This window comes from Streptomyces sp. NBC_00690 (assembly GCF_036226685.1).
Classification (GTDB): Bacteria; Actinomycetota; Actinomycetes; order Streptomycetales; family Streptomycetaceae; genus Streptomyces.
The window spans coordinates 7,376,051-7,396,732 of the sequence record NZ_CP109009.1 but is presented as its reverse complement, the minus strand read 5'-3'; the positions used below and the strand labels follow the sequence as shown (position 1 = coordinate 7,396,732).

The following is a 20,682-nucleotide window of genomic DNA, read 5'->3' as shown; positions in this document are numbered from 1 at the left end:
GGGATATCAGGAGTGCTGTGAAATGAAACTCCGTGCCGTATCGGCCGCACTTCCCTCGCGCAAGGTCACCAACGCCGACATCCTGGAACTCATCGGCGAGCACAGTGCCGATCACTTCACCGGTGACCTGCAAAGGGTGCAACGCAAGGTAGGCAATCTGCTGAGCTACACAGGCTCGGACACACGCTATTGGCTTGGCGCCGACGAGCGGCCCATCGATCTACTGCGCGCCGCTGCCGATTCCGCGATGGCACAGTCGGACATCAGCCCTGAGCAGGTCGAACTGTTGATCTACACGGGAGTCGGGCGCGGCTTCCTTGAGCCCGGAGGCGCCTACCACTCGGCAGCGGCCATCGGGCTGCGCAACGCACACTGCTTCGACATCCTCGACGCCTGTATGAGCTGGACGAGGGCCGTGCAGCTCGCGGAGTCCCTGTTCCGGACCGGGCAGTACCGCAATGCCATGATCGTCAATGCCGAATTCGCGGTGAGCCGGGGCGGTGCGGTGGTGCCTCATGTGTTTCGGCTTGAGCGCCTTGAGGACCTGAGATCAACCCTGCCTGCCTACACGCTTGGTGAAGCGGCCACAGCCACCGTACTCACCGCGGACGACGCCAACGAACCATGGCGGTTCCGATTCATTTCGCGGCCGGAGCTCGCGCCGTTGTGCAACATCACTCTCGACGGCTACGAGGGCTACTGCGACCCCTCCGACAAGCTGGCCCACAACGGCGTTGGTGTCTTCACCTCCTTCGGCTTCGACATGCACGAGGTGGGCAGGGACGAGGTCCAGGCGGTGTTCGATCAGCTGAACCCGCCGGTCGACGAGGTGGCGGCGTTGTTCACTCATGCGTCGAGCAAGCGCCTGTGGCAGGACTTTGCCGACACGATCGGGCTGGGCTCGGTGATCCACCACGTGTACGACCGGATCGGCAATGTCGTATCGGCCTCGGTGCCGGCCGCCGTCGCTTCCGCCATCGAGACCGGGCAATTGCGACCAGGGCAGCGCGCGGTCGCTCTGGTGGGCAGCGCGGGAATGTCGTTCGGCGCCTTCACCTTCGTCCTCTGACGACCGAACAGGAGCCGACGTGTTGCCACACCTGGCCAAAGCGGCCTCTGCGATCCTGGTGGGTACGGCCAAGTACTGGTTCGAGTGGGTGCGCGCACGCGGTGCCGGGACACGCAACCAGCGCCGTGCCGACGCCATCCTGACCTTCCTGACCCGCATGGGACCGCTCTACATCAAGATGGGCCAGATCGCCGCCACCCGCTCGGATCTGCTGCCGACGGAGTGGGTGAGCACACTGCGGAGTCTGCACGACCAGACACCACACATGTCACCGCAGCGCACCCGCCGAGCGATCGAACGGGAACTGGGCGATTCACTCGAAGCCGGATTCAGCGCCTTCGAACTGCGGCCAGTGGCCAGCGCGTCAGTGGCCCAGGTGCACGTGGCCCACCTGCACAACGGACGCAAGGTGGCCGTCAAACTGGTCAAGGACGGAGTTCCCACACAGATCGAGGAGAGCCTCCGCACGCTCGGTGCACTCGTCAAGCTGGTGCACCGCCTCGTGCCGCGGGCGCGGAGGCTCAACCTCCCAACACGCTTCGACGAGCTTGCGCGACTACTCAGGCCGCAGGCTGACATGAAGCACGAGGCAAGCCGGCAGCAGCGCATTCATGCGAACTTCGCTGAGCACCCGTATGTGCGGGTGCCTGCCGTGTTGCCGGAGCTGGTGACTGAGCGGATGCTCGTCATGGAGTTCATGGACGGAATCCCGGGAAACCGCGCCGAATCGGTCGGGTTTCCGCGCGAGAGGCTGGCCCGTCGCTTGCAGGACGTCGTTTACACCATGCTGTACATGCATGGACTCAGTCACGGAGATCCTCATCCGGGAAATGTCCTGTTCACCCCCGACGGCGAGTTGGTACTACTCGACTTCGGCGTCACCGTGGAGCTGAGTGAGCACGAGAAATGGGGCCTTTCCTCGTTCTACTACGCCTGTATCCGCAAGGAGTGGAGCCTGGCAAGTGAGCGCTTCACCCGGCACTTCGTGCTGACGAGCCCGGAACTGGAAGCCCAGCGAGCCGAGTACGACCGGCGCATGATGGAAATCCTGCGCCACCACTTCGACATCAGCTCGACCCAGTGGTCTTCCATGGCCTACGTGGACGACGTACTGAAGCTGCTGGAGAACTTCCATGCCCAGTACACCACCAATTTCACCAAGGTCGAGCTGGTCTTCCTGTCCAGCGAAGGATTCGTCACACAGATCGACCCCGACATCGACATCTGGTCCAACGCGCGCAAATTCACCGACCGCTACTCCCCCTACATGAGCGCAGAGGTGGAGAGCCGATTCGCGGCTCACTTCTCCCAGCAGATGCCCGCCACACTGCAACTGCGCGAACGCGCTCGCAACACACTGGTGGCCCCCGGTCACGCCGACCGCTACTTCTTCCCGAGCGCCTTCCCCGTCTTCGTCCGACAGGCGGTGGGCGGTCGTGTGCGCGACTTCGATGACAACGAATACCTCGACCTGTGCGGCGGATACGGTCCTCATCTGCTCGGCTACGCGCACCCCGCCATCAACGCGGCGATCTCCGCGAGTCTTGAGAACGGACTGGTCAACGGCATCGGCAACCCCCACGAAGTCGAGCTGGCCGAACTACTCGTCGCATCCTTCCCCTCGGCGGAGAAGGCCCTGATGTGCAATTCCGGCACCGAGGCCATCCTGTTCGCCATTCGGATGTGCCGCGGGTATCGACGACGCAACAAGGTCGCCAAGTTCGAGGGCCACTACCACGGCTTCTCCGACCAGGGCATGGTGAGTTCCTGGTTTCGGTTCTCCGGAGAAACAGACCGGCCGCAGCCCATCGCGGGATCGCTGGGCACCGATCCCGGCACGGTCGACAACACGCTGGTACTGCAGTACGGCGATCTGTGCGGTTTGACGCGGCTCCGGGAGCACGCCGACGAACTGGCCTGCGTGATCTTGGAACCGATGCCGACCTCGGTGGTAACACTCGACGTGCCCTTCCTCACCGAACTGCGGGCGCTCTGCACCGAACTGGACATCCCCCTGATCTTCGACGAGGTGGTCAGCGGCTTCCGGGTCGCCTACGGAGGAGTTCAAAACCTGGTCGATGTCCATCCCGACCTCACCTGCCTCGGCAAAGTGATCGGCGGTGGCCTGCCGTGCGGTGCGGTGGTCGGCCGCGCCACGTTCATCGACATGGCGAAGAGCTCCCAGGACCCGTTCTACGACTACGAGAACAAAGTCTTCGCCGGCGGCACACTCAGCGGGAACTCCCTGACCTGCGCCGCGGGCACAGCCGTCCTACGGCACCTCGACGCGAACCCGCAGCTCTACACCCAGTTGGAAAACAACACACAACAGCTCGCCGCCATGCTCCGCCAGTCCACCAGTCATCGCGACATCGCCTGCAAGATCAATGCCCGCAACTCCATCTTCTCGCTCACCTTCAGCCACCGCGAAGCGAGGCTCTATCGAGAACGCATGGCAGGCAGCAACTTCAAAGCCACCATCGCGCTCGCCTACTACGAGGAGCTAACAGAAAGCTGTGGTGGAAGCCATGTCCTCTTCCCCTGGCGGATCGTTGGGCGGGGTATGGGGAAGGGGAATGGTCCGCCGTGGGTGGTGTCGGACGACCTGTGGATGCGGGTCGAGCCGCTGCTGCCGGTCAGGCAGCGCCGGTCGTGCAACCCGGGGCGGCTGCCGCTTGATGACCGCGGTTGCCTGCAGGGCATCTTGTTCGTGCTGCACACCGGGATCCAGTGGGAGTGGCTGCCGCAGGAGCTCGGGTTCGGCTCCGGAATGACGTGCTGGCGGAGGCTGCGGGACTGGCACGAGGCCGGTGTCTGGGACCGGCTGCACCAGCTGCTTCTCACCGAACTGCATCGCGCGGGGAAGCTGGACTGGTCCCGGGCGGTGATCGACGGCTCGCACCGCCAAGCCCGTCGGGGCGGCCCAAAACCGGGCCGAGCCCGGTCGACCGCGCCCGGCCCGGCTCGAAGCACCACATCATCACCGATGCCGTCGGCACACCGCTTGCCATCACCCTGACCGGCGGAAACCGCCACGACGTCACCCAGCTACTGCCCCTACTCGACGCGATCCCCCGCATCCGCGGGACCACCGGCCGGCCACGCCACCGTCCCCGGCAGCTGTTCGCCGACCGAGGCTACGACTACGACAAGTACCGCCGACTGCTGTGGAAGCGCGGCATCAAACCAGTCATCGCTCGCCGGGGCGTGCCCCACGGCTCCGGCCTAGGCACTGTTCGGTGGGTCGTCGAGCGCACGAACGCTTGGATTCATGGCTTCCGACGGCTACGGATCCGCTGGGACATCCGCGACGACATCCACGAAGCGTTCCTGAAACTCGCCTGCTGCGTGATCACCTACAGACGAGTCCAGGCATTGTGTTAGCTCCTCTACATGCGAAAACACCAGGTGTACTTGCCGGAACTGCATAGCTTCCTCATCAGCGCAGCCCACACCACCGAGGACCTGCACCAGGTCGCCCTCGCTTTCGAGAGAAGCCTCGACGAAATGCTCGCCGACGGACTCTTCGTGCTCTGACTCCGCTAGTGCCTGTTTCCGATCACAGGACGAGCATGAGCTTGCCGCCGGGCCGACAGGACTGGCTGAGCTTGGCCGCCTCCTGGATCTGGTCGAGCGTGTAGGTGCGGGCGACCGATACGACGAGAACGCCTTCGTCGGCCAGCCGGGCGAACTCGCTCATCCGGTCGTAGCGCATCGCGATCTGGATAATCCGGGTGCCCAGCTCGGCTGCGGCGGCGAGGAACTCGGCACCTGGATCCTGGCGCGTCTGCCCCGCTGACCTCGTCCGCGCCCCGGGCTGCGGCACACGGTCCGGGGCGCTCGCACGGCACCGAGTCGCGCGGCGTTCGGAGCGGGCGGGCCTCGACCGGGTCACGGGAGGAGTGGACATGCGCCGGCGCAAGCCGAGGGACCGCTCGTACCAACGCTCGGAAGTGACTCCTCCTGGTCGCTGTGTGATAATCGCGAACGATCACTCGATACGGCACTGTCCGACAGCGGAGGGCGCCTTCGCAACGCGGATCCCACAACGGGCTTCCGTCGTTCACAGGGAGAGGAACCGGTCTCCATGGCGACCGAACCAGGGTCGGAGCCTGCGGAGACGGCCTGGCCGCGACCCGAGTCGGAGCCATCGCCCACCGCTGAAGAACCCCTCGCGCCGAGCACCAACACGGTGCAGATCGTCGACCACGCGCTCCTGGTCCTCAAGGCGATCGCCGAGGCCGACAGGCCGCGCGGCGTCCGTGAGCTGAGTCGGGACCTGGTGATCAGCAAGAGCTCTACCCAGCGGATCCTGGCCTCTTTGGAGCGGGTGGGCCTCGCGGTGTTGGAGGAGCACTCCCGGAAGTACGTCATCGGGCCGGCAGCGCTCACCCTGGCCTGGAAGCACGCGGCCAACAGTGATCTGGTGGGCGCCGCGGCCGAGGCCACGACCCGGATCGCAGCGGTGACGGGCGAGACGGCCTGCGTGTCCACCGTGGTCGACGGCCGTCGGGTGACGGTGTTCGAGGCGGAGAGTTCACAACCCCTGCGTCTGATCACCGGAGTCGGCCGCCCGTACTCCCTCTTCTCCGGCGCCACGGGGCGCATTCTGCTGTCCATGCTGCCTGAGGCGGAGGTGGAACGGCTGGTGCAGGGCCACGAGGCTAGCGGCGCAGGCGCGGCAGCCGACTCCCGAGAGCTCATCGATCGGATCGCCGCTGCCCGGGACCTCGGATACGCGGTGAGCCGCGGCGAGTGGATCAACGGTGGGTGCGGAGTCGCGGTCCCCATCGGGACCCAGGGGAGCATCACCGCGGCCTTGAGCATCTACGGCCCGGAGGCGCGGCTCAGCGACCAGCGGATGAGGGATCTGGTGCCGGCCCTGCGGTCCGCGGCGGCGCAGATCTCCGTTCGCTGGCGTCAGCCCGGCTAGACGTTTCCTCCCCTTCTTCTTCCTCCTGACGCGTCGTGTGGCGAGCCTCCGCGCATCGAGACGTCACACTCCCCCGCCGGCTTTGGACCACACTGAATTTCGAGGCTTGACCCCGCGCGGGGCATCCATGGGACATCCACTCGCGGGATGCGCGCGGGTGCCACCGCCGCTGGTTGCCTCTCAGGCCCCACGTGTGTTTCGTGGGCGACGCCGTTGTGTCGTGAAGGTTCCATGCGCGCAGGGAGGCCGTGACCGCGCCGGCTCCCCGCCCGGCTTCCGCTTCGGCACGGACCACTGGGTGTCGTGCCGGATGTTGTCAGGGCCATCGGTGCGTCTGCCGTGAGTCCGTTATCCCCCTGGTGACACTCCCTCATCGTGGTCCGGATCGTGGTCCGGTTCTGGGTTGCGGCCGACACAACGGTATGGCCCACCCGACGGACGAGTTCGACGTTCGTCGTGGCATACCCATTGACCTGGCCGAAAGCCGTCGGTACGTTGTCCCAAACGATCTGGTCCACTGTCCCAGATCGCTGGACGCGGCGAATGAGGACTGGCTGATCCCGGTGCCATCGGGCGTTCCAGCCACACCCGGAGCCCTAGCCCGGACACCATGCAGCCACTCCGTCGACCCGGGCGGGACACTGCCGGGTGCTAGGACAGTTCCGTACATATTCCGATGTTGATCCGATCTTGAGGAGATTCCCATGATGCTCGGCTGGCGTGCACGAATCGGGCAGATTCGCCCGGCCACCGCGATCGAGGGGGCGGAGGAGTGGCGATCGGTCGCTCCCACCGGAGTCGCCTTCGCCGACGCCCGGACCATCGTCCCCCGGGTCGATGCGGAAGGGCTCAAGGAGATGATGGGTCAGGTCCTCGAAGCCTCGCGGCAACTCGCGACCGCCAAGGTGGACCTGATCGTGCAGTGCGGTGCGCCGGGCACCTTCATCCCGGGCCCCGGCACCGACCAGAAGGTCACCGACGAGATCACCGAGGAAACGGGCATCCCGGCGATCACCATGATGCAGGCGACCGTCGACGCCCTGCGCGCGGTCGGCGCCACATCGGTCGCCGTCGGCAGCATCTACACCGACGAGGTCAACGAGGCCCTGCGGGACTACCTCACCGCGCTCGGCTTCGAGGTGCCGGTGATGGAGGGCCTCCAGATGACCGATCCGTACGAGGCGAGCGTGCACGACGCCGACAGTGCGTACCGGCTCGGGCGACGCCTGCACAAGGCAGCCCCGGACGCGGACGCCCTGCTCATCTCCTGTGGCACCTACCGGACCTTCGAAATCCTGCCCTACCTGGAGATGGACACCGGTGTACCCGTGGTGACCAGCAACCAGGCGTCGTTGTGGAAGGCACTGCGGCACCTCGGTCTGCGCGACGAGATCGCAACGCTCGGCCGACTCGGCCGAATCTAACCACTCCCGACCCCAGCCCTTGCGACCGGACCAGCAGAGGAAGTAATCCGTGCTCATCGATGCACTCCAGTTCGTCAAGCCCTCCCGCGAGCGTTTCGAGGAGTGGCACACTGCCGGCATCTCCGCAGTTCACGCCACCGTGGCGATCTGGGAGGACTCCACCGAGACCATGCGCGAGGTGGGTCGTTGGCAGCGACTGCTCGCCGAGAACACCGATCTGCTCCGTGAGGGACGCTCCGGCAACGACATCCGCGCGGCCGATCAGGACGGGCGTACCGCCATCGTCCTCGGGTTCCAGAACAGCAGCCCCTTCGAGGACGACCTCGATCTGGTCGGCGCCTTCCACCAGGCCGGCGTCCGCATAGCCCAGCTGACCTACAACACCCAGAACTCCGCGGGTGCCGGCTGCTGGGAGGGCGACGACGCGGGGCTCTCCCGCACCTACGGCGTCAATCTGATCCGTGAGATGAACCAGGTCGGGATGCTCATCGACATCTCGCACTGCAATGAGCGCACCTCCCTCGAAGCCCTGGAGGCGTCGGAGCGCCCGGTGGCGATCACCCACTCCAACCCCAGGGAATTCGTCGGCGAGAACGTCGAGCTCGCTTTCCGCAACAAGTCCGACACGGTCCTGAAGAAGGCCGCGGAGAAGGGCGGGGTGGTGGGTCTGAGCATGTATCCGCGCATTGCCCCGCAGGGCATTGCGTGCACGATCGGCGAGTTCTGTGACATGGTCGCCTACACCGTCGAACTGATCGGTGTGGACCATGTCGGTCTCGGCTCCGACTACTACGCGGGGCAGGGCGACGAGGAACTCCACTGGTGGCGTCAGGGGCGCTGGAGCCGTAAGCCGATGGTGCCGATATCCGGGCCCGTGGAGTTTCCCGAGTGGTTCGCCGCCGGCAGCGGATACGGCCCCGTTCTGGAGGAGCTGCGCAGGCGCGGATTCAGCGAGTCCGAAGTCACGAAGATCTCCGGCGGCAATTGGCTGCGGATGTTCGACGACGGATTTGCCGCCGGCTCGCCGAGCTGATGTCCAAGAGCTCGGGAATCGGCGTGGAGAGGAGCGGAGCCGGCATGAACCGGTTTGATGCGGTGGTCGTCGGCGGCGGTCACAACGGGCTCGTGACGGCGGCCTATCTGGGACGGGCAGGGCTGAGCGTCGCCGTGCTCGAATCACGCCCGGGCCTTGGCGGTCCGTGCGGAGCATATGAGTTCCTACCGGGGCGCAGCCTCTCGTTCACCAACTCCCCGGGCTCGCTCAATCCGGCAGTCGTGCGGGAACTGCGACTCGCGGAGTACGGCCTTCGGTTCGTTCGGGCGGATCCGACCGTGGTCCAGCAGTTCGACGGGGAGTGCTTCCTCGGCTGGCGCGATCAGTCGCTGGTGGACCGGCAACTCGATGCGTTCGCACCGGGTGAGGCGGGCCGCTATCGGGGGTTGATCAGCGCCCTGGAGCGCCTCGGCGCGAGCCTCGGGGTATCGCTGGACGAGCCGCCGCCTGCCCTGGGAGAGCTGCGGGAGCGGCTGACCGATCCCGATGAGCTCAAACTCTTCACCGCCGTCTTCGAAGGCAGCCTGTCCGGACTGCTCGCCGAACACCTCAGGTCCGACCAGGCCAAGGCGCTGCTGGCGCTGCTCGCCCTGAACGCGCAGTTGGTTTCGCCCTCCGCCCCGGGAACGGCCATCGGGCTGATGATGCGCCCGTTCGCGCTTGCCGCGACGGCGGGAACGGATTCCGGTGGCGCGGCCGAGCGGGTCGCCCTGCGCGGCTCCACCGGTCTCCCGGTCGGATCCATGAGCGCGATCATCGATGCGTTGGAAGGGTGCTGTCGCCACTACGGCGTGCAAATACGCACGGGCACCGCGGTGGAGCGAATACTGTACGACGCGGCAGGTGCGCGCGGGGTGGTCACATCGACCGGCGAGGAATTGACCGCCGACCGTGTGGTGGCGGCCGTCAATCCCGTGCACCTGTTCCGCGATCTGCTCGACGACGGGGCCATGGGTGCTCCCGTACGGAAGGCGGTGACGGGCACCGAGATGCGGGGATCGGCCTTCAAACTGGTCCTCGAAGTCGACTCGCTGCCCGCTTATGCGGGGCTTCCCGACGGTGTCGATCCGGATCAGGTCAGAGCCTGCCAATTCCGTGTCGGTTCCTCACTCGGTCGCATCGAGGAGTCCATTGCGGGCGCCCTGTCGGGGCGCCCTGCCGAGCACCCGTTGATGTGGGGTCTCATTCCCACACTCACCTCCCCGGGACTCACTCCCGGAAACACCCATCTCATCAGTGTCAATGCCTGGCACGCCCCCTACCGTCCGCATGACGGGGAGTGGGACGGCCGGCGGACCGAGGAATTCGGTCGGCGTTGCATCGACGAGCTCTCACAGCTGATGCCGGGCATCGCCGATCGCATCGTCGACTACCGGTTGATGAATCCGGTCGACATCGAAAGCGAACTGGGGCTCGTGGAAAGCAACATCACCCACGGCGACATGCTTCCGGAGAACCTCTTCGGAAGCCGCCCCCATCCCGCCCTGGCCGGATACCGCACCCCTCTCGCCGGTTTCTATCTCACCGGCGGAGGGACCTGGCCCGGTGGCTATGTCACCGGAACACCCGGCAGGAACGCGGCCACCGCGATTCTCCGCGATCTTTCCGACAAGCAAAGGCGACAAGCATGAGGCTTTCGCACCGCAGTGGGTCGGCGCACCCACGACGCACACGACGTCTGCGCAGCGCTGTCGGCTGCGCGGTCGTCGCCGCCGTCCTGCTCACCGGTTGCAGTACGAACCCCGGGTTCGGTCGCGACCCCCAGACCGTGGTCATCGGCGCCGAAGGCGAGATACCCGCCCTGGACCCGCACCGGCTCTCGGGAACGGTGGGACTTCGACTCGTCGACGCCCTCTTCGACCCGCTCATCCGGGAGGACCTCGGCCGTACGACGGAGCAGGCACCCGCCCTCCGTCCCGCCCTGGCCGAGTCCTGGAAGACCTCCCCGGACGCTCTGACCTACACCTTCGCCCTCCGCAAGGGCGTCACCTTCGCCGACGGCACCCCGTTCGACGCCACGGCCGTCAAGGTGAACTTCGACCGGATCATGAACGAGGACGCGGACGTCTACGACGCGACCGCCGGCGGGAACATGAAGTTCCTGACCCGTTGGATCGAACGCGTCGCCGTCACGGACCCGCACACGCTGTCCCTCACGCTCACCCGTCCGTACGCGGGTCTCCCCCGGCTACTCACCGATCGGCGCATGTCGATCGTCAGCCCCAAGGCCCTGCGCGACCACCGACCCGATGACATCGGCCTCCATCCGGTGGGGACGGGTCCCTTCTCCCAACAACACGCCGACCACGGCAAGCGGATCAAGATGGAGCGCAACACCGACTACTGGGGCGGAGCCCCGAAGGCCCCCTCCATCATCGTCGAGTCGGTGACCGACCCCACCACACTGGCGATCGCCGCCCAGACCGGCGAGGTCGATGCGATCCTCAGCGCGGGCGCCCAGCAGGTGGAGCAGCTCACCCACGACGACATTATGTCCGTGCAGTACCCGGAACCGGCGAACCAGTACTTCCTGCGGCTCAACACGAAGATCGCCCCGACCAACGACACCACCTTCCGGCAGGCGCTGAACTACGCCGTGGACCGCAAGGCCATCGCCACCCTCACCGGTGGGCAGGTCACACCGTCCACGGGGCCCCTGCCGCGCGGCAATGAGGCGTACTCCGCCGCAGCGGTCACGCGCACGAAGTCGGGGAACGCACCGTACGCCCATGATCCCGAGCGGGCGCGGCAGCTCATCCGTGAGAGCGGTGTGAAGACACCGGTCCGGCTGAGGCTGCTCGCACCCGACAGCGGACCCGGCTTCTCGCAGGCCACCGAGATCATGTCGCTGGTGCAGCAGGACCTCAAGGCGGTGGGGGTGCAACTGGAGCTCCAGTACATGGAGTTCGCCTCACTGGTCGCCGAGGAGGGCAAGGGGTACAACGGAAAGACCCACGGCTCCTTCAACGGTTGGACGACCGGTGCGGACGCCGCGGACTTCCTGGAGCGGATGTTCAGCGGTGAGCTCCATCCGCCCAACGGGGTCAACCGCGGGTGGTACCGCAACACCGACGTCGACGCCCTCTTCGACCGTGCGCGCGCCGAGCCCGACAACGGCCGCCGCATGGCGCTCTACCAGGAAGCCGCGGCCGACATCGCCTCGGACGCCCCCTGGCTCTTCCTGTACCAGGACCGATTGCCTCGGCTGCTGAGCCACAAGGTCAGCGGGGTCACCTCCGCCGCATCGGCCTACATCGACTACACCACCATCCGCCGTCGGTGAGGAGAAACCAGCCATGAAGGCCACTGTGGCAATCGGCCCCGACACTGCGGGGGCCACACGTTCCCGCTGGCGGGACCGACTCCGCATCAACGCGGGAGGCGGCCGTGCCACCGCCGTCATCGGTGGCGTCATCGTCGCCACCACTGTCCTCGTCGCCGTCCTGGCGCCGCTCATCGCCCCGTACGACCCCCTCGACACCAATCCGTCGTCGGTCGGTCTCGGACCCTTCAGCGACGGCCATCTGCTCGGCACCGACGAGGTCGGTCGGGACATCCTCAGCCGACTGATGTACGGGGCCAGGCTCGCCCTGTTGGTCGCGGTCCTGCCGACACTGCTGGCCCTGGTGGTCGGCGGCTGTCTCGGACTGCTCTCGGGCTATGTGGGCGGCTGGCTCGACAGCACCCTGATGCGGATCTTCGACGTGATGTTCTCGTTCCCGGGCATCCTGCTCGCCCTGGGCATCAGCGTCGCGCTCGGCCCCGGTATCACCTCGATGATCATTGCGATGGTCGTGGTGACGGTCCCGGAGTTCGGACGGATCGTGCGGGGCTACGTCGTCGCCCTGCGCGAAGAACAGTACGTGGAGGCGGCCGGCGCCCTCGGCTACGGACATCTGCGCATCGCCCTGCGACACATCACCCCCAACCTCCTGGGCGGTGTCGTCGTCTTCGCCACCCTCCAGACCGGTCGCAACGTCATCCTCAGCTCAAGCCTCGCCTTCCTGGGCCTCGGAGCCCAGCCCCCGACTCCCGACTGGGGACAGATGCTCAGCGGTGGGCGCGCCCTGTTGGTGACGGCACAACACGTCGCCACCATCCCCGGTCTCGCGATCGTGGTGCTCGCGGTCGGGTTCAACCTCCTGGGGGACGGCATCCGCGACCGCCTCGACCCGCGCACCCGGCAGTCCCGGGCGGCACGTGGAAGCAAGCCCACGCTACGGACCCGGTGGAGCCGGTCATGAACAGTCCTGGAGATTCGGCATGCTGACCTTCACCCTGCGCCGCGCCCTACAGATGCTCCCGGTCATCCTGGGCGTCACCATCGCCACCTTCGGCCTCGGCCAGATCATCCCCGGGGATCAGGCGAGTGCACTGCTGGGCCCGAGCTCCTCGGAAGAGGACCGACAGGCGCTCCGCGAGGACCTCGGACTCGACGAGCCCGCACTGTCGCGCTACTTCAGCTATCTCGGCAGTCTCTTCAGTGGGGACCTGGGGCGTTCGCTGTCCTTCGGGCGGCCCGTTTCGGAAGTGCTGTCCGAGCGTCTGCTCAACACGGTTCTGCTCTCCGGCACCGCCATCGTGGTGGCGGCCGTGGTCGGTGTCGCGATCGGCACCTGGGCCGCGCAGAAGCCGGGTTCGGCCCGCGACCGCGGGCTGACGGTGGGTGTCCTGTTCTTCAACTCCGTACCCTCGTTCTGGTTCGGACTGGTGCTGATCGTCGTCTTCTCCCTCCAGTTGCGGGTGCTTCCCGCGACCGGAATGACCTCGATCGGTGGGGGCGGTGCCCTGGACGTCGCCGCGCACATGGTGCTGCCGGTGATCACACTCGCGGCCTGGTCGCTCGCCGTGATCGCACGGATGACCCGCTCGGCGGTGCTTGAGGTGATCGGCAACGACTATGTGCGGACCGCCAGGTCCCGTGGCGTCGGCGAGTTCCGCGTCATCGTCCGCCATGTGCTGCCCAACGCAATGCCCTCGGTCATCACCGTCATCGGCCTCCAGGCGGGCTTCCTGCTGAGCGGCGCGGTACTGACCGAGACGGTGTTCTCCTGGCCCGGTATCGGACTCGCGCTCCACCAGGCCATCTCCACCCGGGACATCCCGCTCGTCCAGGGCGGAATCCTGATCATCGCCATCGCATTCGTACTGATCAACTTTCTGGTCGACGTGCTCCAGGCGTACTTCAACCCCAAGATCAAACTGGCGTAGAGGGAGGGATCACCATGACCATTTTGGAAGTAGAGCACCTCAAGGTCGCCTACCGCGGCCAGGACTCACGGCACAGCGCCCCCCTGGAGACCGTGCGCGACGTGTCCTTCAGCGTGGCGGCGGGCGAGTCGCTCGGAGTCGTCGGCGAGTCCGGCTGTGGCAAGAGCCAGACCATGTTGGCCGTACTCCGCATGCTCGGGAGCAGTGGGGTCGACATCTCGGGCCGTGTCGACTTCGACGGCAAGGACCTCACCTCGCTCACCCCGCGGCAGATGCGGGCGGTACGCGGTTCGGGCATCGGACTCGTCTCCCAGGACGCCCTGTCCGCCCTCAACCCCGCCATGACCATCGGCGCCCAGATGGCCGAACCTCTCATCCACTACGACGGGTTCAGCAGGCGGGCCGCGGCCGAACGGTGTGCCGAACTCCTGGACATGGTGGGCCTTCCATCGGCCCGTGAGCGACTGCGCAACCATCCGCACGAACTGTCCGGTGGAATGCGCCAGCGGGTACTGATCGCGATGGCGATCAGTCGCAACCCCCAGGTCCTGATCGCGGACGAACCCACCACCGCGCTCGACGTCACCATCCAGTCGCAGGTGCTCCAGCTCATCGACCGGCTCCGCAAGGAGCTTCAGATGGCGCTGATCCTCATCACCCACGATCTGGGTGTGGTCGCCGGCATCACCGATCGCATCGCCGTGATGTACGCGGGACGGATCGTGGAACTGGCACCCACCACGGCGCTGTTCGACACTCCCAGCCACCCCTACACCCGCGCCCTGATGGAATCGATCCCCCGGATGGACCGCGAACGCGTGGAACACCTCCCCGCGATCCCCGGGTTTCCACCCGACCCCGCCGCGCCCCCGCCGGGCTGTGCGTTCCAGCCCCGTTGCTCGGTCGCCCGCTCCGAGTGTTCGGAGTCCGTACCTCCGCTCCTCAGCCCGGCCGAAGGAGTCCCCGGGCACTACGTCCGCTGCCCGTTCACCTCTCCGGCGCTCGCCGGTGCGGCTGACCGAGGAGAGAGCGCATGACCACCGAGGCATCCCCGCCCGACGCCGTCGTCGTCGAGGACCTGGCGGTTCGCTTCCCGATCCGCACCGGAGTGCTCCGCCGGGTGACCGGCACCGCGCACGCCGTCGACGGGGTGTCCTTCACCGTCCCCGCACGGAGCATCGTCACCATCGTCGGGGAGAGCGGCAGCGGGAAGACGACCACGGGACGCGCCCTGGTCGGACTGTCGCCGATCGCCTCGGGGCGGGTCCGGGTGGAGGGCGACGAACTCGCCGAACTCCGTCGCGACAAACGGCTCCCACGGCTGGCCCAGATCGTCTACCAGGACCCGTACGCGAGCCTCAACCCGCGGATGACCATTCGGGCGATGATCCGCGAGGTCGTCACCGTGCACCGCACGGTCGACCGGGAAGCGGTCTCGGAGCGGGTCGAGGAACTGCTGGGTCAGGTGGGCATCCGTCCCGAACTCGCCGATCGCTATCCGCACGAACTCTCCGGCGGGCAGCGGCAACGTGCGGCGATCGCCCGTGCGCTGGCGGTGGAGCCCCGCTTCATCGTCTGCGACGAGATCGTCTCCGCCCTCGACGTCAGCATCCAGGGGCAGATCGTCAATCTGCTCAAGGACCTGCGTCGGGACCGCGACGTCAGCTTCCTCTTCATCTCCCACGACATGAGCGTGGTGCGGCACATCTCTGACCAGGTCGTGGTGATGTACGGCGGGAAGATCATGGAGAGCGCTCCGTGCGACGAGTTGTTCTCCGCGCCGCGCCATCCGTACACCCATGCGCTGCTCGGTGCCGTTCCGGTTCCCGACCCGCGCTCCCCCGGCCTCAGAAGCGGCATACGAACCCGCGCAGAACCGCCGGACCCCGCCGCTCCGCTGCCGGGATGCCGCTTTCAGCGGTCGTGTCCCTTCGCCACCGACGTGTGCCGCGAGGGTGACTCGCCCCCGCAGGTGTCCGTCGGCACCTCGGGCCACACCGTGGCCTGCCACCACTTCGACACACCGGCCGTTCGCGAAGCCCTGTCCCTGGAAAGGACCCCCGCGCCATGACCTCCCCCACCCCCACCGCCGAGGACTACACCTCGCACACGCAAGGCCGACGCCGGGAACCCGCGGGGACCGTCGTGCCCCTGGTCGATCCGGCGACGGGAGAGGTCTGGGCCCGGGCGCACCAGGATCCCGACGCCGTCGACGACGCGGTCCGCGGCGCCCGCGAGGCGTTCCTCGCACCGTCCTGGGGAGGGCTTCCGGCGCACGCCCGCGCCGATCTGCTGTACCGCCTCGGGGATGTGTTGGTCGCGCACACCGATGAACTGGCGTCGTTGGAGACCCTGGCCAACGGCAAACCGCTGGCGGCCACCCGCGGTGAAGTGGGCGCGCTGGCCCGTTGGTATCGCTACTTCGCGGCGGCGGCCGAAACCCTGGAGAGTCGCTCCCGTCCGCTCAGCGGTACCGCCGCGGCCCTGATCACCCATGAACCGTTGGGAGTGGTGGCCGCGCTCACGCCGTTCAACGGCGCTCTCTCGCTGGGCTCGTGGAAGCTCGCGCCCGCCCTGGCCGCGGGCAACACGGTGATCCTCAAGCCCCCGCCGCAGGCTCCGGCGTCCTCCGTCCGGCTCGCCGAACTGGCGTTGGAGGCGGGATTCCCGCCCGGAGTGGTCAGTGTGGTGATCGGTGGTGCGGAAGAGGGGCAGCGGCTGGTACAGCACCCCGATGTCGCCATGGTGACCTTCACGGGGAGCACCGCGGTCGCCAGGACTCTCGGTGCGCAGGCGGCAGCACAGATGAAACGTTACGTCTGTGAGGCGGGCGGGAAGTCGGCGCACATCGTCTTCGCCGACGGCGATCTTGACGCCGCCGTCATCGCCGCCCGGCAGGGCGCCTTCTCGGCGGCCGGGCAGACCTGTGTGGCGGGCTCCCGCATCCTCGTCCAGCGCGAGGTGTACGAGGAGTTCCTCACTCGCTATGTGGACGCGGTGGCGCGGCTGCGCGTCGGCGATCCGCGTGATCCCCGCACCCACATCGGACCGGTGGCCTCGGCCGCGGCAGTGGAGCGCATCGAATCCCTGGTCGACGACGCCCTGAGCCGAGGGGCCAAGGCGGCAACGGGCGGTCGACGGGCCACCGTCGCCGATGCCGAGGCCGGATTCTGGTACGAGCCGACCGTGCTGGTCGACGCGGATCGAGAGCTCGCGGTCTGCCGTGAAGAGGTGTTCGGCCCGGTGGTCACCGTCCATCCGTTCGACACCGAGGACGAGGCCGTCGCGATCGCGAACTCCGTCGAGTTCGGGCTGGCGGCGGGCTTCTGGACCGCGGACAGTGCGCGTGCGCACCGGGTGGCCAAACGCCTGGAGGCCGGTGTGGTCTGGGTGAACACCTACCGGCTGCTGCACTGGAGCGTGCCGTTCGGCGGCTACAAGCAGTCAGGCATCGGACGTGAGAACGGCATCGAGGCGGTCGCCGAGTTCCTCCAGACGAAGTCCGTCATCACCGAGCACGGCACGCCGGCGGACCCCTTCGGCGACTGACCACGGCCAGCACGGCACCGTGCCGTCGCCGCTCTCCCGACACCGAAACAGTAAGGAAGTACCGATGGAGTTCCTCGTCAACATCCGGATCTCATGGCCCGAGGGCATGGAGCCCGAGCGCAAGGAGTCGATCTCCGAGGCCGAACGCCTACGGGCGGCCGAACTCGTGGATGCGGGGCACCTGGTGCGCATGTGGCGCGTACCCGGGCGCACGGAGAACTGGGGACTGTGGCGGGCCGCGGATCCCACCGAGATGCACACCATCATCTCCTCCCTGCCGGTGTGGCCGTGGATGGACGTCACCGTCCACTCCATGGCCACCCATCCGGTTGATCCGGGACCGGCGGCCTGAAATCGGGCGGAGCGTGGTGCGGGCGGCCGTGTCCTGCCGTGTTGTGGTCGCCCGCACCCGCTCCACGGCCACGAACGCACCACCCGTTCGCACGCGAGTGTTCGTCGATGGTGCCTGCACCCCGGTGAACCCGCTTGTTCGAGGCCGGCCCGTTGTCTACGATCTGCCCTTCCTTGTCTCAACGGGCCGCACGCCGAGACCGCGGCGCCGAGTGCGTACGAAGGAAGGGTTCGGCTTGTCCCAGACGAACGACGTCATCGCCCTGGTCCATCGGGTGCTGGGCCCTCGGGTCGTCGGTGTGTACTCCCATGGGTCCGCGGTGCTCGGCGGGTTGCGTCCGCACAGTGATGTCGATGTGTTCGTACTCATCGCCGAGCGGACCACGGCGGCCGAGCGGCGGGAGTTGGTCGACGGTCTGCGCGTCCTGTCGAGCCCTGATGCTCGTAGCGGGGTACGCCCCGTGGAACTCACCGTCGCCGTACGGTCCGATGTGCGGCCGTGGCGCTATCCGCCGCGGCGGGAGTTCCAGTACGGCGAGTGGCTGCGCGACTCCTACGAGGACGGTTGGACTCCCTCGCCGACGTCGGACCCCGATCTCGCCCTGCTGATCACGATGGTGCTCCAGGCGGACAGTCCGTTGTCGGGTCCGCCACCGGGTGAGGTTCTCGCGCCCGTCCCCCATGAGGATGTCGTCAAGGCACTGGTGGCGGGCGTGCCCGAGCTGCTCGACGAACTGCACTCCGACACGCGCAATGTGGTTCTCACCCTCGCCCGGATCTGGATGACCCTGGAGACCGGCACCATCGGTTCCAAGGAGGCCGCGGCCGACTGGGCACTCCCGCGGCTGTCGGCCGACCACCGACCCGTACTCGCCCATGCACGCGCGGTCTACCGGGGAGATGCCGAGGAGCACTGGGGCGAATTCCTGGCGCAGTTGGAGCCGTTCGCAGCACGGATCGCCCAGGTCATCAACACGCTGGTCGACGACACGGCCGAGGGTTGATCGAGCGTCTTCGTCCGAGGTGGGGACACGAGCGATGACGGGGCGCACGGGCTGTGCCCGGGGACTGGGGTCGGAGGCCGCCGGACGACTCGGTGGTGCACCACACCGCAGCTGGACGGCGATGTGGCAGCCCTTCGCACCGCCGGCCATGGACCTCGGACCGGGGGTGCGAAGGGCTGCCACACCTCGTCACACGAGTGCACGGGATCCGGCTGACCGCTCCCCGGACTCGGCGAACTGTGTCCGGTACAGCTCCGCATACCGGCCCTCCAGTGCCAACAGACTCTCATGGGTGCCGCGTTCGACGACGCGCCCTCCCTCCACGACCAGGATCAGATCCGCAGCGCGTACCGTCGACAACCGGTGGGCGATCACCACGGCGGTCCGGTCCTCCAGGGCTTCGGCGAGCGCCGCCTGCACCGCCGCTTCCGAGGTGTTGTCGAGATGGGCGGTGGCCTCGTCGAGGATGACGACGCGCTGCCTGGCCAGCAGCAGCCGGGCGATCGTCATCCGCTGGCGCTCACCGCCCGACAGTCGGTAGCCACGCTCCCCCACGATCGTGTCGAGGCCCTCGGGCAGCGCCCGTACCAACTCGTCGAGCCGGGCGCGGCGCAGTGCGTCCCACAGGTCGTCCTCGGACGCCCCGGGCCGGGCGAGAAGCAGATTGTCGCGCACGGATTCATGGAAGAGGTGCCCGTCCTGGGTCACCATGCCCAGGGTGGAGCGCAGGGATTCGGCCGAGAGGTCGCGCACGTCGATCCCACCGATGCGGACCGCGCCTTCGTCCACGTCGTACAGCCGGGGCAACAGACTGGCCAGGGTGGACTTGCCCGCCCCGGAGGAACCGACGAGGGCCACGGTCTGCCCCGGCTCCACCCGGAAGGAGATCCCCCGCAGGACCTCTTCGCCGCCTCGGGTGTCGAGAGCGGCGGTCTCCTCCAGCGATGCGAGGGACACCTTGTCCGCGGCGGGGTAGCTGAACCGCACATCGTGGAACTCCACCGCCACCGGTCCCTCGGGCACCGGCCGTGCGTCCGTCTTCTCTTCGATCAGCGGCTTGAGGTCGAGGACCTCGAAGACCCGCTCAAAGCTGACCAGTGCGCTCATCACCTCGACGCGTGCACCGGCCAGGGTCGTCAGGGGTGCGTACAGCCGGGTCAGGAGCAGTGCGAGGGAGACGACGGCGCCGGGTTCCAGGCTGCCGCGCAGGGCGTAGTAGCCACCGAGGCCGTAGACGAGCGCCAGGGCGAGGGCGGAGACCAGGGTGAGCGCGGTGACGAAGGCGGAGTAGGCGAGGGAGGTGCGGACGCCGATGTCACGCACCCGATCCGCCCGGGCGGCGAACTCCCTCGACTCATCTCCCGGCCGTCCGAACAGCTTGACCAGGGTTGCGCCCGGTGCGGAGAACCGCTCGGTCATCCGGGTGCCCATGGCCGCGTCCAGTTGGGACGCCTCACGCCGTAGCCGTGCCATCCGGGTGCCCATCAGTCGAGCGGGCACCACGAACACCGGCAGCAGGACCAGCGCAAGCAGGGTGATCTGCCAGGACAGGGTGAGCATGACGACGAGGGTGAGCACCAGGGTGACCAGGTCGCTCACCACACTGGACAGGGTGTTGCTGAAGGCCCGTTGGGCTCCGATCACATCGTTGTTGAGCCGGCTGACGAGCGCGCCGGTGCGGGTGCGGGTGAAGAAGGCGACGGGCATCCGTTGTACGTGGTCGAAGACGGCGCGTCGCAGATCGAGGATCAATCCCTCGCCGAGGGTGGCGGAGAGCCAGCGTTCCACCAGGCCGAGGGCGGCTTCGGCGACCGCTATCACCGCGATGAGCAGAGCGAGTTGGATGACGATTCTCGATTCGCCACCGGAGACGATGACGTTGACGACGCGTCCGGCCAGCACGGGTGTGGCCACCGCGAGCAGTGCGGTGAGGACGCTGAGCAGCACGAACTGGAGGATGCGGCTGCGGTGCGGACGGGCGAAGGCGGCGATGCGGCGCAGGGTGGCTCGGGCGAAGGGACGCCGTTCCTGCTGGGCGTTAACGACGGACTGGACCTGTGTCCAAGCGGTGACTTCGATGCTCATGA

At 67.4% G+C, this 20,682-nt stretch carries 17 protein-coding genes and 1 pseudogene; 16 read left to right on the top strand and 2 right to left on the bottom strand.

Going from position 1 to position 20,682, the window contains the following annotated elements:
- Positions 1 to 22 precede the first annotated feature (22 nt).
- The 4 genes and pseudogenes from OID54_RS32140 to OID54_RS32125 all read left to right on the top strand — a co-directional run bounded on the left by OID54_RS32140 (position 23) and on the right by OID54_RS32125 (position 4,606).
- A complete protein-coding gene (locus OID54_RS32140) occupies positions 23 to 1,069 on the top strand; it encodes a 3-oxoacyl-[acyl-carrier-protein] synthase III C-terminal domain-containing protein (protein WP_329025293.1) in 1,047 nt (348 codons plus the stop codon).
- A gap of 157 nt (positions 1,070 to 1,226) precedes the next feature.
- Positions 1,227 to 3,476, top strand: a pseudogene (locus tag OID54_RS32135) (aminotransferase class III-fold pyridoxal phosphate-dependent enzyme); the annotation flags it as partial.
- Between the two features lie 156 nt (positions 3,477 to 3,632).
- A protein-coding gene (locus tag OID54_RS32130) for an IS5 family transposase (protein WP_329013717.1) occupies positions 3,633 to 4,453 on the top strand; the annotation gives its coding sequence in 2 pieces (ribosomal slippage) (positions 3,633 to 3,993 and positions 3,993 to 4,453; 822 coding nt in all).
- Between the two features lie 9 nt (positions 4,454 to 4,462).
- Complete coding sequence (locus OID54_RS32125) at positions 4,463 to 4,606, top strand: hypothetical protein (protein WP_329025291.1); 144 nt, start codon at positions 4,463 to 4,465, stop codon at positions 4,604 to 4,606.
- Positions 4,607 to 4,628: 22 nt separating this feature from the next.
- Here OID54_RS32125 and OID54_RS32120 read toward each other — a convergent pair whose 3' ends face one another.
- Positions 4,629 to 4,964, bottom strand: a complete 336-nt coding sequence (locus tag OID54_RS32120) for a zinc-binding dehydrogenase (protein ID WP_329025289.1) — start codon at positions 4,962 to 4,964, stop codon at positions 4,629 to 4,631.
- 192 nt (positions 4,965 to 5,156) lie between these two features.
- On the opposite strand from OID54_RS32120, the gene OID54_RS32115 reads away from it, so the two are divergent.
- The 12 genes from OID54_RS32115 (at position 5,157) to OID54_RS32060 (ending at position 18,595) form a co-directional block, all read left to right on the top strand.
- Entirely contained in the window at positions 5,157 to 6,002 is an 846-nt protein-coding gene (locus OID54_RS32115) for an IclR family transcriptional regulator (RefSeq protein WP_329025287.1), read from the top strand.
- A gap of 704 nt (positions 6,003 to 6,706) precedes the next feature.
- A complete protein-coding gene (locus OID54_RS32110; RefSeq protein ID WP_329025285.1) occupies positions 6,707 to 7,426 on the top strand; it encodes a maleate cis-trans isomerase family protein in 720 nt (239 codons plus the stop codon).
- Between the two features lie 49 nt (positions 7,427 to 7,475).
- Complete coding sequence (locus tag OID54_RS32105) at positions 7,476 to 8,459, top strand: membrane dipeptidase (protein ID WP_329025283.1); 984 nt, start codon at positions 7,476 to 7,478, stop codon at positions 8,457 to 8,459.
- Between the two features lie 44 nt (positions 8,460 to 8,503).
- Entirely contained in the window at positions 8,504 to 10,111 is a 1,608-nt protein-coding gene (locus OID54_RS32100; protein ID WP_329025281.1) for a phytoene desaturase family protein, read from the top strand.
- Positions 10,108 to 11,763: an ABC transporter substrate-binding protein gene (locus OID54_RS32095; protein WP_329025279.1), complete on the top strand. Its 1,656-nt coding sequence runs from the start codon at positions 10,108 to 10,110 to the stop codon at positions 11,761 to 11,763. The genes OID54_RS32100 and OID54_RS32095 overlap by 4 nt, the downstream gene beginning before the upstream one ends.
- 13 nt (positions 11,764 to 11,776) lie before the next feature.
- On the top strand, positions 11,777 to 12,724 hold the full coding sequence (locus OID54_RS32090) for an ABC transporter permease (RefSeq protein ID WP_329025277.1): 948 nt from the start codon (positions 11,777 to 11,779) through the stop codon (positions 12,722 to 12,724).
- Positions 12,725 to 12,743: 19 nt separating this feature from the next.
- Positions 12,744 to 13,691, top strand: coding sequence for an ABC transporter permease (locus OID54_RS32085; protein WP_329025275.1), 948 nt, complete (start codon positions 12,744 to 12,746; stop codon positions 13,689 to 13,691).
- Between the two features lie 14 nt (positions 13,692 to 13,705).
- A complete protein-coding gene (locus OID54_RS32080; RefSeq protein WP_329025273.1) occupies positions 13,706 to 14,728 on the top strand; it encodes an ABC transporter ATP-binding protein in 1,023 nt (340 codons plus the stop codon).
- Positions 14,725 to 15,762, top strand: a complete 1,038-nt coding sequence (locus OID54_RS32075; protein ID WP_329025271.1) for an ABC transporter ATP-binding protein — start codon at positions 14,725 to 14,727, stop codon at positions 15,760 to 15,762. Before OID54_RS32080 ends, OID54_RS32075 begins: the two co-directional genes overlap by 4 nt.
- Positions 15,759 to 17,240 (top strand): aldehyde dehydrogenase, encoded by a 1,482-nt coding sequence (locus tag OID54_RS32070; RefSeq protein ID WP_329025268.1) that lies wholly within the window; start codon positions 15,759 to 15,761, stop codon positions 17,238 to 17,240. Before OID54_RS32075 ends, OID54_RS32070 begins: the two co-directional genes overlap by 4 nt.
- A 64-nt stretch (positions 17,241 to 17,304) precedes the next feature.
- Positions 17,305 to 17,592 (top strand): muconolactone Delta-isomerase, encoded by a 288-nt coding sequence (locus tag OID54_RS32065; RefSeq protein WP_329025266.1) that lies wholly within the window; start codon positions 17,305 to 17,307, stop codon positions 17,590 to 17,592.
- A 235-nt stretch (positions 17,593 to 17,827) separates the two neighbouring features.
- Positions 17,828 to 18,595: an aminoglycoside adenylyltransferase family protein gene (locus OID54_RS32060; RefSeq protein WP_329025265.1), complete on the top strand. Its 768-nt coding sequence runs from the start codon at positions 17,828 to 17,830 to the stop codon at positions 18,593 to 18,595.
- A gap of 189 nt (positions 18,596 to 18,784) precedes the next feature.
- Here OID54_RS32060 and OID54_RS32055 read toward each other — a convergent pair whose 3' ends face one another.
- On the bottom strand, positions 18,785 to 20,680 hold the full coding sequence (locus OID54_RS32055; protein ID WP_329025264.1) for an ABC transporter ATP-binding protein: 1,896 nt from the start codon (positions 20,678 to 20,680) through the stop codon (positions 18,785 to 18,787).
- Positions 20,681 to 20,682: the final 2 nt, after the last annotated feature.